General features: G+C 69.6%; 10 protein-coding genes. 9 read left to right on the top strand and 1 reads right to left on the bottom strand.

Going from position 1 to position 14113, the window contains the following annotated elements:
* Nucleotides 1-22 precede the first annotated feature (22 nt).
* The 6 genes from ACHAAJ_RS06495 to ACHAAJ_RS06520 all read left to right on the top strand — a co-directional run bounded on the left by ACHAAJ_RS06495 (nt 23) and on the right by ACHAAJ_RS06520 (nt 6062).
* On the top strand, nt 23-781 hold the full coding sequence (locus ACHAAJ_RS06495; RefSeq protein ID WP_435727183.1) for a class F sortase: 759 nt from the start codon (nt 23-25) through the stop codon (nt 779-781).
* Between the two features lie 127 nt (nt 782-908).
* Complete coding sequence (gene paaI, locus ACHAAJ_RS06500) at nt 909-1376, top strand: hydroxyphenylacetyl-CoA thioesterase PaaI (protein ID WP_435727184.1); 468 nt, start codon at nt 909-911, stop codon at nt 1374-1376.
* 44 nt (nt 1377-1420) lie between these two features.
* Nucleotides 1421-2740 (top strand): AMP-binding protein, encoded by a 1320-nt coding sequence (locus tag ACHAAJ_RS06505; protein WP_435727185.1) that lies wholly within the window; start codon nt 1421-1423, stop codon nt 2738-2740.
* A 27-nt stretch (nt 2741-2767) separates the two neighbouring features.
* A complete protein-coding gene (locus ACHAAJ_RS06510) occupies nt 2768-3385 on the top strand; it encodes a TetR/AcrR family transcriptional regulator (RefSeq protein ID WP_435727186.1) in 618 nt (205 codons plus the stop codon).
* 101 nt (nt 3386-3486) lie between these two features.
* Entirely contained in the window at nt 3487-4176 is a 690-nt protein-coding gene (locus tag ACHAAJ_RS06515) for a nicotinamide mononucleotide transporter (protein WP_435727187.1), read from the top strand.
* Nucleotides 4177-4433: 257 nt separating this feature from the next.
* Nucleotides 4434-6062, top strand: coding sequence for a thiamine pyrophosphate-dependent enzyme (locus ACHAAJ_RS06520; protein WP_435727188.1), 1629 nt, complete (start codon nt 4434-4436; stop codon nt 6060-6062).
* 215 nt (nt 6063-6277) lie between these two features.
* Here ACHAAJ_RS06520 and paaZ read toward each other — a convergent pair whose 3' ends face one another.
* Entirely contained in the window at nt 6278-8410 is a 2133-nt protein-coding gene (paaZ, locus tag ACHAAJ_RS06525; RefSeq protein WP_435727189.1) for a phenylacetic acid degradation bifunctional protein PaaZ, read from the bottom strand.
* 256 nt (nt 8411-8666) lie between these two features.
* On the opposite strand from paaZ, the gene ACHAAJ_RS06530 reads away from it, so the two are divergent.
* From ACHAAJ_RS06530 to ACHAAJ_RS06540, 3 genes are read left to right on the top strand one after another with little or no spacing between them, the layout of a single operon-like run.
* Nucleotides 8667-10328, top strand: coding sequence for a pyridoxal phosphate-dependent decarboxylase family protein (locus ACHAAJ_RS06530; RefSeq protein WP_435727190.1), 1662 nt, complete (start codon nt 8667-8669; stop codon nt 10326-10328).
* Nucleotides 10325-11689 carry a lysine N(6)-hydroxylase/L-ornithine N(5)-oxygenase family protein gene (locus tag ACHAAJ_RS06535; RefSeq protein ID WP_435727191.1) on the top strand — a complete coding sequence of 455 codons (1365 nt, stop codon included), beginning with the start codon at nt 10325-10327 and terminating at the stop codon, nt 11687-11689. Before ACHAAJ_RS06530 ends, ACHAAJ_RS06535 begins: the two co-directional genes overlap by 4 nt.
* Nucleotides 11686-14079, top strand: coding sequence for a GNAT family N-acetyltransferase (locus tag ACHAAJ_RS06540; RefSeq protein WP_435727192.1), 2394 nt, complete (start codon nt 11686-11688; stop codon nt 14077-14079). Before ACHAAJ_RS06535 ends, ACHAAJ_RS06540 begins: the two co-directional genes overlap by 4 nt.
* Nucleotides 14080-14113: the final 34 nt, after the last annotated feature.

Consider the following 14113-nt stretch of genomic DNA (forward strand, 5'->3'; position numbering starts at 1 on the left):
ACACCCGTAAGGACTGATACAGATGAAACATGCCAAGAAGCCAGCAGGTCTCGGCACGCGATCCGCCGTGGTCGCCAGCCTCTTGGCAGGACTCGTCGGAACGGTGCTCGTGGGGATGGGGGTGAGGGGGGAGGACGCTCCCCCCTCACCCCCGTCGTCCGAGGCAGTCGCCGACGCGAAGCCTTCGACGGCGCCGAACCCGGACGCCGCTTCCGCACCTCAGGCGTCGCCGGAATCGCCCACCCCGAGCCCGACTATCGAGGATCCGACCACCGCGGATGCCGAACCGGCCCAGCGGGCGTTGCTCATGGAGGCATCCCAGCCGACCAGGCTCCAGATCCCCGCCATAGGCGTGGACACGAATCTCATGAACGTGGGCCTTCAGGACGATGGCACCATCGGCGTGCCGCCGCTGCTCGCCGATTCGCCCGCCGGCTGGTACGACCGGGGGCCAACCCCCGGCGAGCAGGGACCGGCGGTGATCCTGGGGCACGTCACGGCGCTGAACCAGGCAGGGCCGGCCATCTTCTTCAAGCTCGGCGCCTTGCGTCAGGGCGATGAAATCTCCGTGACCCGGGCGGACAACACGGTGGCCGTATTCACCGTGAACCGACTGGTGCAAACGCCGAAACCCGATTTTTCGAGCATGGAAACCTACGGAAACACCGAAGACGCGCAGTTAAGACTAATAACGTGCGGGGGCGAATTCGACAACCGGACCGGACGCCACGCCGACAACATCGTCGTCTACGCCGAACTGACGTCGTCGCACAGCGCCTAGGGGAACTCCCCGGAATCCGCACGACACATTCGGCACCTAAGCCCCTCCCCCCAGCCCAGAGCCTTGACTTGTGACCCTTTTAAAGATTACCTAATGAACATTCGGTAACTAACGAAGAGGGCATCACATGACCGACGTAGACGTCGAATCCCGCGGCTCCGCCGCCCTCCCCGAGGGCGCACGGCCGAGCCACGCCATCCTCGAAAACGACCACGCCGCACGGTGGATGGGCATCGAGGTGCGCCGCGTCGCGGACGGACACGCGACCATCTCGATGACGTTGCGCCAGGAGATGCTCAACGGCTTCGGGATCGCGCACGGCGGAATGGTCTTCGCGCTCGCCGACACGGCGTTCGCCATGGCCTGCAACCCCGCCGAAGGCTCCGAGGACACGATCACCGTGGCCTCCGGCGTCGACATCAACTTCCTGAAGGCCGGCATCCCCGGCCGCACGCTCACCGCCGTCGCCGACCGCCGCGGCCAAGCCGGCCGCAGCGGACTCTACGACATCGTGGTGCGGCAGTCGGTGCCCGACGGCGAGGACGAGGTCATCGCCGAATTCCGCGGCCGCTCCCGGACCATCCCCAAGCGCTGACACGCGCCGCTCCCCCGCACACCACGCACGAGAAAAGGCCAATGATGACCGAGACGCTTGCCACCCCGGAACTCGCTAACCCGCTGGACCCGGAAGAGACCATGAGCCGGGACGAGATCGAGTCGATCCAACTCGTCCGGCTGAAGGAGACGCTCGCGTACGCCTACGACCGCGTGCCCCTCTACAAGGAGAAGTACGACGCCGCCGGCGTCCACCCGAGCGACCTCAAGGAACTCGCCGACCTCGCCAAGTTCCCCTTCACCGAGAAGGAGGACCTGCGCAAGACGTACCCGTTCGGCATGTTCGCGGTCCCGCAACGGGAAGTCGCCCGCATCCACGCCTCCTCCGGCACGACCGGCCGCGCCACCGTCGTCGGCTACACCCAGTCGGACCTCGACGACTGGGCAAAGCTCGGCGCCCGCTGCCTGCGCCTGTCCGGCGTCAAGCCCGGCTGGAAGGTCCACAACGCCTACGGCTACGGGCTCTTCACCGGCGGCCTCGGCGCGCACGCAGCGGCGGAGCGCCTCGGCACCACCGTCATCCCCATGTCCGGCGGCCAGACCGAAAAGCAGATCACGCTCATCCAGGACTTCCAGCCGGACGCGATCCTCTGCACCCCGACCTACCTGCTCACCATCGGCGACGCCATGCAGAAGGCCGGCATCGACCCGCGGTCCACGTCGCTGAAGGTCGCGGTCCTCGGTGCGGAGCCGTGGACCCAGGAGATGCGCCACGAGCTCGAGGTGATGTTCGACGTCGACGCATGCGACATCTACGGGCTGTCGGAGGTCATGGGCCCCGGAGTCGCGGGCGAGTCCAACCAGACCAAGGACGGCAGCCACATCTGGGAAGACCACTTCCGCCCCGAGATCATCGACGCGTTCGACCCCACCAAGGTGCTGGCCGACGGCGAGCACGGCGAGCTGGTCTTCACCTCGCTGACCAAGCAGGCGCTGCCGATCATCCGATACCGCACGCACGACCTCACCCGGCTCCTGCCCGGCACCGCCCGACCGGGGCACCGCCGCATGGGCCGCATCACCGGCCGCAGCGACGACATGATCATCCTGCGCGGGGTGAACCTCTTCCCGTCGCAGATCGAGGAGCTCGCGCTGAAGGTGTCGGGACTGTCGCCGCACTTCCAGCTGGAGATCACCCGACCGAACCGCATGGACGAACTCGCGGTGAAGATCGAACGCCGCGAGGACTGCGCGCCCGAACGGGTCCGGGACGCCGCCGCCGAACTGCAGAAGGCGATCAAGATCAACGTCGGATCCAGCTGCCGGATCGACATAGTCGATCCCGGAACCCTGGCCCGCTCCTCCGGCAAGCTGCGGCGCATCTACGACCTGCGCGACAAGTAGACACCGGAACGTGAAAGCATCGTGCCCATGTCCAACACCGTAAGCAAGACCGCCGGCGCCAAGCGCGGACGCCCCGGCTACGACCAGGACTCCGTGCTGGAGATCGCCGTGCAGGTCTTCAACAGGCATGGGTTCGACGCGACCTCGATGGGCACACTGGCCGACAACCTCGGCATCAGCAAGTCCGCGATCTACCACCACGTGCCGTCCAAGGGCGACCTCCTCCGGTTGGCGCTGGACCAGGCCCTCGTCCCGCTGGAGGCCATCGGCGAGGACAATCGGGCGCTGAACGGCACGTCCCGGGAGCGGCTGGAATTCATTCTGCGGTCGACGATCCGGGTGCTGATCGAGCGCCAGCAATTCGTGACCCTGCTCCTGCGACTGCGCGGGAACACCGAGGTCGAGCGCGACGCGCTGGAACGCCGGCGCGCCGTCGACCGCCGGGTGACCGACGTCGTCGTGCAGGCCCAGCTGGAGGGCACGCTGCGGGCGGACATCGACCCGCGGACCACCACCCGGCTGCTGTTCGGAACCATCAACTCGATGGTGGAGTGGTACCGGCCGGACGGCCCCGTGACCGCTGCGCAGGTGGAGGACAACGCCATCGCGATGATGCTCGACGGGCTGCTCAGCCGCCGCGACTGAGGCCCGCCGGGTCCGGGGCGTACCATCGAAGGCGTGCCCAGCGGGGCACGGACCCTCCGCCGCGGGCGGACCACACCACGTTTTCGATAGGCATATCCCCCTTGGACCACCTCTTTTTCGACCTCTTCGGGCAGGCGCCCGGCGGTTCCAGCGCAACCATCGTCGCCCTCAGCGCGCTCGGCTCGCTCCTGACCGGCGTCGCACTGCTGCTGCTGGCCCGGCGCAGCGACCTGGGCTGGTGGGTCCAGATCCTCGCCGTGTTCGCGGGCCCCCTCGCGACCGCCTTGCTGTTCGACGCCACGGGCCTGCTCGCCTCTTTGCCCGCGATGGGGATCGCGGCGTACGGCTTGTGGCGCTTCAGCAAGTACCCGATGGCAGGCCGGTTCGGGCGCGCGGTTCAGATGCGCGGCTTCGCTCCCGCCCAGGTGCTGTGGGGCGCGGCGATCGTGGCCGTCTTCACGGGCCTCGGGCTCGGCCCGATGCTGACCAGCGGCTTCGCGCTGTCCGGCGGGACGGCGTCGATCTGGTTGAGCATGGTCTTCGGCGCGGTGGTCACCGCGGGCCTCGTCGGTCTTGCCAGCGGCGTGCGTTGGGCGTGGCTCGCCATCGCCGCCGCCTCGGTGGCCTACGTCGTCCTCTTCTTCGGCAGCCAACCGGCCCTGGCGACTCTCGCCGGACTGGTTTTCCAATTCGGAGCGTCCGCGTACGGCTGGCTGGCCTGGCGCCAGATGCCGGCCGAGGCGACCGCCGTGCCCGTCGAGGCGTATCCGCCAAGCCCCTACTCCACCTAGACCAACCGTCCGAAACGCCTCTTTTCCTCCGCGTCAACCGAATGTGACTCCCGTCGCGTTCGTGACCGGCGCGCGTCATGGCGACTGCACGGTAACGGCGCGGGGGTTGTACTTTGGGTCAACCACGACCTTTTCGACGCCGGACCTGCCGGCGTGCGGAAGCGCGTGGACAGTGACATTTGATTTCAAAGGCGAAAGAGGGTCACCCAGTGACGCAAACGGCTACTACAACGGCAGCCCCCGCATCGGCAGCGACAATGAAGTCCGCCGGCCACGTCATCGTCGACACCCTGGCGGCGCACGGCGTCGAGCGCACCTACGTGGTGCCGGGCGAGAGCTACCTGGACGTGTTGGACGGACTCCACGCGGCGGAGATCGACACCGTCATCTGCCGCCACGAGGGCGGCGCGGCATACATGGCCGAGGCCGACGGCAAGATGTTCCAGCGCCCCGGCATCGCCATGGTGACCCGCGGGCCCGGCGCCGCGAACGCCCACGTGGGCCTGCACACCGCGTGGCAGGACTCCACCCCGATGGTCCTGTTCGTCGGCCTGATCCCGTTCGCGCACCGCGAGCGCGAGGCCTTCCAGGAGTTCGACATAAAGGCCTGGTTCGACACCGGCGCCAAGCGCGTGATGGTGCTCGACCACGCCGAGCGCGCGTCCGAGATCGTCGCCGAGGCCATGTTTGCGGCCATGAGCGGCCGCCCGGGCCCCGTCGTCGTGGGCCTGCCCGAGGACATCATCCGCGAGGAGATCGACGCGACCCTGCACCCGCGCATTCCCGTCGCCTCCGGCGGCATGACCGTCACGGACTGGAAGTCGCTGCAGTCCGCGCTCAAGGAGTCCGAGAAGCCGCTCTTCGTCCTCGGCGGAAACGACTGGACCCAGGAGGGCGCGACGGCCCTGACAGGCTGGCTCGAGGAACACGACATCGCCGCGGCCGTCGAATGGCGCTGCGAGGGAACGATCCCGTTCAGCTCCCCGTCCTACGTGGGGCCGATCGGTTACGGCCGCCCCAAGCCGACCTACGACCTGCTGGAGGAGACCGACTTGCTGGTCTTCGTGGGCACCGTCCCCGGCGACGTGATCACCGACGGCTTCCTGGTCCGCCAGGACTGGAGCAAGAAGAACTTCCTGGTCACCATCGACCCGTCGCTGCGCGGCCGCTCCGGCGCCGTCTCACACCAGATCGTCGCCAAGCCCGACGTGTTCGTCCGCGACCTGGTGAAGATGGATCTGCCGACCCGTCCGGAATGGAAGTCCTTCACCGAGCGCATGCGCAAGGAACAGGTCTCTTTCTCCGCGCCGCAGCCGGCCGGCGAGCCCGACCGCCCGGCGAAGATGGACACCATGATGGCCGCCCTGGTGGCAAGCCTGCCGGAGGACTCCATGGTCACCCTCGGCGCCGGCGAACACACCAACTGGGCGCACCGCTACTTCCCGACCGAACGCTACGCCTCCATGATCAGCGCGCGAAACGGATCCATGGGCTACTCGGTCCCCTCGGCCATCGCCGCGTCGCTGGCCTACCCCGGCCGCCGGGTGGTGACCATCGCCGGCGACGGCGAGTTCCTGATGAACGGCCAGGAGCTGGCGACCGCCGCCCAGTACGGCGCGACCCCGCTGGTCATCGTCATGGACAACCAGGAGTACGGCACCATCCGCACCCACCAGGAGCGGCACTACCCGGAGCGCATCTCCGGCACGCAGCTGAAGAACCCGGACTTCGCCCTCATGGCGCAGGCGTTCGGTGGATTCGGCGTGCGGGTCGAGCGCGACGGCGACATCGCGGGAGCCCTGGCGGATGCGCTGCGGGCCATTGACGAGAACGGCACGTTCGCGCTCATCCACCTGATCGTGGAGCAGCGGGTCAGGGCCTACTAGCCTCCCTGCGCCCGCTGCCACCGGTCAGCCGGCGCCACATCCGACACGCGGGCACCCCGCGCGACACGGAAAGGGCCCGGAACCCGCCTGATTGAGGCGGGTTCCGGGCCCTTTTCCGTGCCAACTGGGCTCAGAGGCCGCGCACCGGACGGGGGCGTCTGGGTCGGCGGCCAATGTGGCGCCGGCTCATCGGGCCGCGGCCAATGTGGCGCCGGCTAGCCCCTGGAAGCCCAGTCGCGGTAGATGGTGTCTTCCTTCTCCACCAGGGTCAGCACGTCGTAGGTGGCCACGATCTCGCCGTTCTGGTTATGGATCACGGCATCCCAGCAGACCTCTCCGTACTCGTCGGTGACGCGCGGGGTGATCTTCTTGGCGGTCAGCGTGATGCGCACGGAGTCTCCGGCGGGAACCGGGGTCAGGAAACGCAGGTTTTCCAGCCCGTAGTTGGCCAGCACCGGTCCCGGCGCGGGCTCCACGAACAGTCCGGCGCCCCAGGACACCAGCAGGTACCCGTGGGCCACCGTGCCGGGGAAGAACGGGTTGGCCTCGGCCGCGGCGGGGTCGACGTGCGCGTAGAACGTGTCGCCCGTGGTGTTGGCGAACGCGGTGATGTCCTCCTGCGCCACCTGCCGCAGACCGGAGGCGAAGGCGTCCCCGATGCGGAGTTCGGCGAGCGACTTCCGGAACGGGTGCGTTGCGCCCTCGACCCCGCCGAACTCGGTCGCTCCCGCGATGTTTCGGGCGGCGCCGGTGTGCCATGTCCCGGTCACCGCGGTGAGCATGTTCGGCGATCCCTGGATGGCGGTGCGCTGCATGTGGTGCTTGACGGAGCGGATGCCGCCGAGCTCCTCGCCGCCGCCGGCGCGCCCTGGTCCGCCATGGACGAGGTGCGGCACCGGGGACCCGTGCCCGGTGGAGCTGCGGGCCGTCTCGCGGTTGAGGATGTGGACGCGGCCGTGGTGCCCGGAGATGCCGGTGGTCAGGTTGCGGACGGTGTCCGGATCGTTGCTGCACACCGTCGCCACCAGCGATCCCGCACCCTTGGCGGCGAGCCGGACGGCGTCGGCCAGGTCCGTGTAGCCGATGACGGACGTCACCGGCCCGAAGGCCTCCCGGCTGTGGACGGACTCGTTCTCGACATCGTCCCAGGTCAGCAGCAGCGGAGACATGAAGGCGCCGGCATCGACGACGGCGTCTCCCCCGGCTTCCGTCCGGACCACGGGAGCGTCCAGCGTGCCGTAGGCCAGTTCGCCCCCGGCCGCGAGCATCTCCTCAACGGCGCCGCGCACGTCGCGCAGCTGCTCCAGCGACGCGAGTGCGCCCATGGTGACGCCCTCGGCCCGCGGGTCGCCGACCACCACGCGCTCGGTGATCCGCTTGCCGACGGCGGCAACGACGGCGGCCACGAGGTCCTGGGGGACGATGGTGCGGCGGATGGCCGTGCACTTCTGGCCGGCCTTGGAGGTGATCTCCGTGGTGACCGCCTTGACGAAGGCGTCGAACTCCGGTGTTCCGGCGACGGCGTCCGGCCCCAGGATCGCCGCGTTCAGCGAGTCGGTCTCCGAGGTGAAGCGGACGCCGCCCTCGACGACGTTGCGATGGGACTTGAGCATGTTGGCGGTGCCGGCGGATCCCGTGAAGGAGACCATGTCCCGGTAGTCCAGGACATCCAACAGCGTGCGCGCGGAGCCGGAGATCAGCTGGAGCGACCCGGCGGGCAGGAACCCGGATTCGACCATCATCCGGACCACGGCCTCGGTGAGGTATCCGGTGGGCGTGCCCGGCTTGACGATCGTCGGGACCCCTGCCACGAAGGCCGGCGCGAACTTCTCCAGCATGCCCCACACGGCGAAGTTGAAGGCGTTGATCTGGGCGGCGACGCCGGGGATCCGCGTGTAGATGTGCTCCCCCATGAACGAGCCGTCCTTGGAAAGCACCTCCACCGGGCCGTCGGGGATGACGTTGGCGTTCGGCAGTTCGCGGCGGCCCTTGGAGGAGAACGTGAACAGCACGCCGATGCCGCCGTCGATGTCCACCATCGAGTCGATCTTCGTCGCGCCGGTGCGGTAGGAGATCCGGTAGAGCTCCTCGCGCCGCTCGTTGAGGTACTTCGCGAGATCGCGCAGTCGCAACGCACGCTCGTGGAGCGTCAGTTTCCCGAGCTCCGCCTGGCCCACGGTCCGCCCATGCTCGACGACGGCGGCCAGGTCGAGTCCTTCGGTGCTCACGCGGGCGAGTTCCTCGCCCGTGTTCGCATCGAGGACCGCCGTGGCGCCGTCGGCCGAGGCAGGCGTCCACCAACCGTCCTGAACATAGCTGGGAACAAGCTCCGCCGTCTGCGTCGTCATCGTCGACAAGTCCTTCCTGAACGATCGGTCGGTAATCATCACCACAGTAACAGTTGGGAGGGTGCGGCGGACAGCCCACGCCCTGACCGCTCCGCGTCATCCCTAGACATATTTGGGTCGGGCGCACGACGCCGGGGACCTGGTGCACCGCGACTACTCGAGTCGATCCCATGACTCGGTTTGTATTACGTGCCGATTATGTGCCTTTAATTACTCCTTGTTAGGCCAGCCTCATCAACCTACTACGAGGAGCACGATGAAGACTTCCACCACCGCGGCCCACCGCACCTCGGGCGGCCACACCGGCGGCCCGACGGCCACGCGTCGCGACGCGGCCCGTTTCCTCTCCACGGAAACCCTCACCGCCAGCGAAGCCCTGCTCTCCGGCGAGACCACCGGCACGTACGTCGCCGAGGCGCAGGCGGCAACGCTGCTGGCGGCCCGGGCCATCGCCGATGCCGCCGCCCCGAGCACCGGCCGGACGGCGCCTGAGCTGCAGAGACTGGTGGCCGCCGTCGACCTCGCGGATCCGCTCGGCTCCACGGGCGACGCCCTCACCGAGACCGCGGAGCTTTACCTGCGCGACGCCGTCTATTTCCACCACCCGCGCTACGCGGCCCACCTGAACTGCCCGGTGGCCATCCCGGCGGTCGCGGCGGAGGCGCTGGTGACCAGCATCAACTCGTCCATGGACACGTGGGACCAGAGCGCCGGCGCCACGCTCATCGAGCGGCGCCTGGTGGATTGGGCCTCTGGCCTCATCGGCTTCGGCGGCGAATCGGACGGAATCTTCACCGGCGGCGGCACGCAGTCCAACCTGCAGGCGCTCCTGCTGGCACGGAACCACGCGGTGGCGGACGGCACCGGCCCGCTCCCCTCCCGGCTCGGCGTCCTGCGCATTTACGCGTCGGAGGAAAGCCACTTCAGCGTCGTCCGGGCGGCCTCCATGCTCGGCCTGGGCGAAGACGCGGTGGTCTCCGTGCCCGTCGACGACGCGCACCGCATGGACGCCGGCTCCTTGGCGGCGGCGCTGGACGCCGGACGATCGGCGGGCACCCGGGCCATGGCGATCGTCGCGACCGCCGGGACGACGGACTTCGGAGCCATCGATCCCCTGGGCGCCGCCGCCGCCCTCGCCGCCGAACACGGGGCCTGGTTCCATGTGGACGCGGCCTACGGCTGCGGGCTCCTCGTCTCCCGGCGACGCCGCCACCTGTTGGACGGAATCGAACTGGCTGACTCCGTCACGGTCGACTTCCACAAGTCCTTCTTCCAGCCGATCGGCTCCAGCGCCCTGCTGGTGCGCAACGGCGACGCCTTCGCACACATCACCCACCACGCGGACTACCTCAACCCCGCCGCCCAGGCCGGCGCCGTCCCCAATCAGGTGGACAAGTCGCTGCAAACCACGCGGCGTTTCGACGCGCTCAAGCTCTGGGTCACGCTGCGGACGATCGGCGCGGAGGGCATCGGCGCCCTGTTCGACGAGGTGGTCGACCTCGCCGCCGAGGCGGCAACGCTGGTCGCGGCCAGCCCCTCGCTGGAACTCGCGGCGCCTGTCCAGCTGAGCACGGTCGTCTTCCGCTTCGCGCCCCCGTGCGCCGCCGGTGGGGAGACCGCGGGCGGCGGCACCAACGATCCGGCGAACGACGCCGATGCCCGCGCCCTCGACGAGCTGAACGACGGCATTCGCCGCGATCTGCACGCCTCCGGCGAGGCGATGGTCGCCGCGACCACCCTTGCCGGGCGCCGGCACCTCAAACTGACTCTGTTGAACCCGCGCACCACCCTCGCCGACGTGGAGGCTATCCTCGCGGCCGTCGTCGCGTGCGGGAACAGCCGAACGACGGTAGCCGCGGCCGATGCGCCCGCAGTGAAGCAGCCCGCTCCCGGCGCCACGGCCGGAGACCGGGCATGAGCGCCGCCGACCGCGTCTACGACGCCGTCGGAATCGGCGCGGGCCCCTTCAACCTGGGATTCGCCGCGCTGGCCGAGAACGTCCCCGACCTCGACGTGCTGGTGCTCGATGCCAGCGAATCGTTCTCCTGGCACCCCGGCATGATGCTGGAGGGGACTCGCCTCCAGGTCCCGTTCATGGCGGACCTGGTGACCCTCGCGGACCCCACACACCGCCTGTCCTTCCTGAACTACCTCAAGCGCGTCGGCCGGCTCTATCCGTTCTACATCCGCGAAGACTTCTACGCGCTGCGCGCGGAATACGACGCCTACCTGCGCTGGGCGGCGGCGGAACTTCCGGGCGTGCGCTTCGGGCACAGCGTGGAGACCTGCGCGTACGACGCCGGCGTGTACCGCCTGGGTGTCCGCACCGTCGACGGATGGGACACCATCCGCTGCCGCAACCTGGTCCTCGGCACGGGCACCACGCCGCACCTTCCCGACGCGGTTCCGGCGGCCGCGCTCGACTCCGGTGCGGCCATCCACTCCTCCGACTTCCGCGGCCACCGGACGAGGCTTCGTGCCGCGTCCCGCCTCGCCGTCGTCGGCAGCGGTCAGAGCGCCGCCGAGGTTTTCGTGGACCTGCTGGAGAACCTCGGCGAGGGGCAGACACTGTCGTGGGCGACGCGCTCGGACCGTTTCTTCCCGCTCGAATACACGAAGCTGACGCTCGAGATGACGTCCCCGGACTACATCGACCACTTCCACGGGCTGCCGCAGCCCACCCGCGACCGGTTGGCGGCCAGCCAGAAGGGCCTCTACAAGGGCATCAACGCGGACCTGATCAACCGCATCCACGACCTCCTGTACGAGCGCAGCGTCTCCGGCGCGGCCCCGGTGCGCATCATGGCCTCCACCACTCTCGAGTCCCTGGAGCCCGTCGGTCCCGGGACGGCGTGCGCGCCCGCCCTGCGGCTGGGGCTGCGCAACACGGACGACGGCGGCGCGCACCACCTCGACGCCGACGCCGTGGTCCTCGCCACCGGCTACCGCCACCGCGACCCGGAGTTCCTCGACGGAATCGGCGAGCGCCTCCGCCGCCTGCCGGACGGCCGCCTGGACATCGACCGCGCCTACGGCGCCGGAGTGCACGGCGACATCATGGTCCAGAACGCGGAACTGCACACCCACGGCTTCACCGCCCCGGATCTGGGGATGGGCGCCTACCGCAACGCGGTCATCCTGAACCGGCTGGCCGGGCGCGAACACTTCCGGGTGGAACGCCGGATCGCCTTCCAGGAGTTCGGGTCGCCGTCGATCGCCACGGACGGGCCCGCCCGCCCACACCACACAACACCCGACCTCCAGGAGGCCACCCGATGACCGTCCAGACCGAAACCCGCCCCGCCCGGGACGCCGTTGCCGCCACGGAGTTCACGTTCCGACCCGTGGACGCCGACGCCGACGCATCTCTGCTGCACTCCTGGATCGCGACGGAACACGCGCGCTTCTGGGGGATGCCCGACGCCTCGCTGGACGACGTCCGCGACGAGCACCGCCGCATGGACGCCGACCCGCACCACCACGCGCTGATCGCCCTGCGCGGCGGCCGGCCGGCCTTCCTGCTGGAGACCCACGCGCCGCAGCACTCCTCGCTCGCCGGCCTGTATGCCTGGCGCGACGGCGACGCGGGCATCCACCTGCTGTTGCCGGACCCCGGCGCCGACGGCGGCAAACCCGGCTTCGGGGTGGCCGCCATGGAGGCCTCGCTGGCACACGTGTTCGCCGACCCGGGTGTGCTGCGCGTCGTCGTCGAGCCGGATGTCCGCAACTCCGCGGTGCAGGCCCTGAACGCCCGGCTCGGGTTCCGGCCGCAGGGGCGTCTCGAGCTTCCCGCCGGCCCCGGGACGCCCGCGAAGTCCGCGCAGCTGTCCTTCTGCGACCGCCGCTCCTTCTCCGAGGCCACCGGCCGCCCGTCCACCGTGGCGGCGCACCTCTCCCCCGAACGCTGGGCCGCGGCGAACCGGCACGTGCTGGCCAAGGCCATCGCCGAGTTCAGCCACGAACGCCTCCTGTCGCCGGACGAACAGCCCGACGGCGGCTGGCTGATCGAGGCTGGCCCCGCCGCCTACCGCTTCGCCGCCACGGTCCATCCTCTGCGGCACTGGGCCATCGATCCGGCCTCGATCCGTTGCGAACGCGGCGGCGCCGCCGCAACCCCCGATGTCCAGGAGTTCATCCTCGACTTCCGGGGGGTCCTTGGCCTGTCCGACGACCAGCTACCCGTCTACCTCGAGGAAGTGGGCAGCACCCTGGCCGGGCACTGCTACAAGCAGTTGCACTCCACGGCCACGGCGGCGGAACTCGCCGCCGGAACGGGAGATGCGTTGGCTGATTTTCAGCGGATCGAGGCCGCCATGACCGAGGGGCACCCGTGCTTCGTGGCCAACAACGGGCGGTTGGGGCTCGGCGCCGGAGACTACCTCGACTTCGCTCCGGAAACCGGTTCGGCCCTGCGTCTGGAGTGGGTCGCCGCGCACGCCTCGCTCGCCGCCTATTCCTCCGTCGTCGGGCTGGACAACGCCCGGCTCCTGGAGGAGGAACTCGGGGACGACGCTGTCCGGGACTTCCGGGACCGGCTCGCCGCGGCCTGCGCCGGAACGGGGCTGGACCCCGCGGACTACCTGTTCCTGCCGGTGCACCCGTGGCAATGGGAGAACCGGCTCGCGGTGACGTTCGCGGGGGACCTTGCCTACGGGCACCTCGTCCACCTGGGATCCGGGGCGGACCTGTACCAGCCCCAACAGTCCATCCGCACGTTCTTCAACCGCAGCGCCCCCGGGCGCCGCTACGTGAAGACCGCGCTGTCGGTCCTGAACATGGGGTTCCTGCGCGGACTCTCGGCCAAGTACATGGAGGCGACGCCGGCCATCAACGAGTGGCTCGACGCCCTGGTTGCCGGGGATCCCGAACTGCGGGAACGGCGGGTCGAGCTGCTTCGGGAGGTCGCCGCCGTCGGGTACTTCAACCCGTTGTTCCACGCCGCCACGGATCCCGCGTCCGCGTACCGGAAGATGCTGGCCGCGCTCTGGCGCGAATCCCCCGCGGACCGGATCGACGACGGCGAATCCCTCGCGACCATGGCGTCGCTGCTCCACGTCGACGCCGAGGGCCGCTCCTACGCGGCGGCGCTGGTGCGGCGTTCCGGGTTGACGGGTCCGCAATGGCTTCAGCGCTATTTCGACGCGTACCTCGTGCCGCTGGTCCACTGCCTCGTGGCGCACGACCTCGTGTTCATGCCGCACGGGGAGAACGTCATCATGGTGCTGCGGGACGGCGTCCCGGACCGGATGCTCCTCAAGGACCTGGCGGAGGAGGTCGCCGTGCTCGGGGACCGGACGCCGCTGCCGGAGAACGTCTCGCGGATCCGCGCCCACGTGGCCGACGAGGAACGGGCGCTCTCGATCTTCACGGACGTCTTCGACTGCTTCCTGCGTTTCCTGGCCCCGCTCCTGGAGCGCGAGGGGATCGTCGACGCCGACGGGTTCTGGGGAGCCGCCGCGGAGCGGCTGGAGGCCTACCGCGCGCGGCATCCGGAATTGGAGGCCGAGTTCGACGCGCTCGGGCTCTTCGACGAACGGTTCCGGCTCTCCTGCCTGAACCGCCTCCAGTTGCGCAACAACCAGGCCCTGCTGGACATCGCGGACGCCGCGGCGGGACTGATCTACGCGGGGACGCTGGAGAACCCGCTGGCCGGGCGCCGCCGCTCCTGACCCGAAAGGCCCGCCGCGGCCGTAGTTCGGCCGC

It is taken from the genome of Arthrobacter arnarulunnguaqae (assembly GCF_051262515.1).
Lineage (GTDB): Bacteria > Actinomycetota > Actinomycetes > Actinomycetales > Micrococcaceae > Arthrobacter_N.

Bases quoted from the DNA above. Each gene is read 5' to 3' on its own strand.
- ACHAAJ_RS06495 (WP_435727183.1), top strand. From the start codon at position 23: ATGAAACATGCCAAGAAGCCAGCAGGTCTCGGCACGCGATCCGCCGTG.
- paaI (WP_435727184.1), top strand. From the start codon at position 909: ATGACCGACGTAGACGTCGAATCCCGCGGCTCCGCCGCCCTCCCCGAG.
- ACHAAJ_RS06505 (WP_435727185.1), top strand. From the start codon at position 1,421: ATGACCGAGACGCTTGCCACCCCGGAACTCGCTAACCCGCTGGACCCG.
- ACHAAJ_RS06510 (WP_435727186.1), top strand. From the start codon at position 2,768: ATGTCCAACACCGTAAGCAAGACCGCCGGCGCCAAGCGCGGACGCCCC.
- ACHAAJ_RS06520 (WP_435727188.1), top strand. From the start codon at position 4,434: ATGAAGTCCGCCGGCCACGTCATCGTCGACACCCTGGCGGCGCACGGC.
- paaZ (WP_435727189.1), bottom strand. From the start codon at position 8,410: ATGACGACGCAGACGGCGGAGCTTGTTCCCAGCTATGTTCAGGACGGT.
- ACHAAJ_RS06530 (WP_435727190.1), top strand. From the start codon at position 8,667: ATGAAGACTTCCACCACCGCGGCCCACCGCACCTCGGGCGGCCACACC.
- ACHAAJ_RS06535 (WP_435727191.1), top strand. From the start codon at position 10,325: ATGAGCGCCGCCGACCGCGTCTACGACGCCGTCGGAATCGGCGCGGGC.
- ACHAAJ_RS06540 (WP_435727192.1), top strand. From the start codon at position 11,686: ATGACCGTCCAGACCGAAACCCGCCCCGCCCGGGACGCCGTTGCCGCC.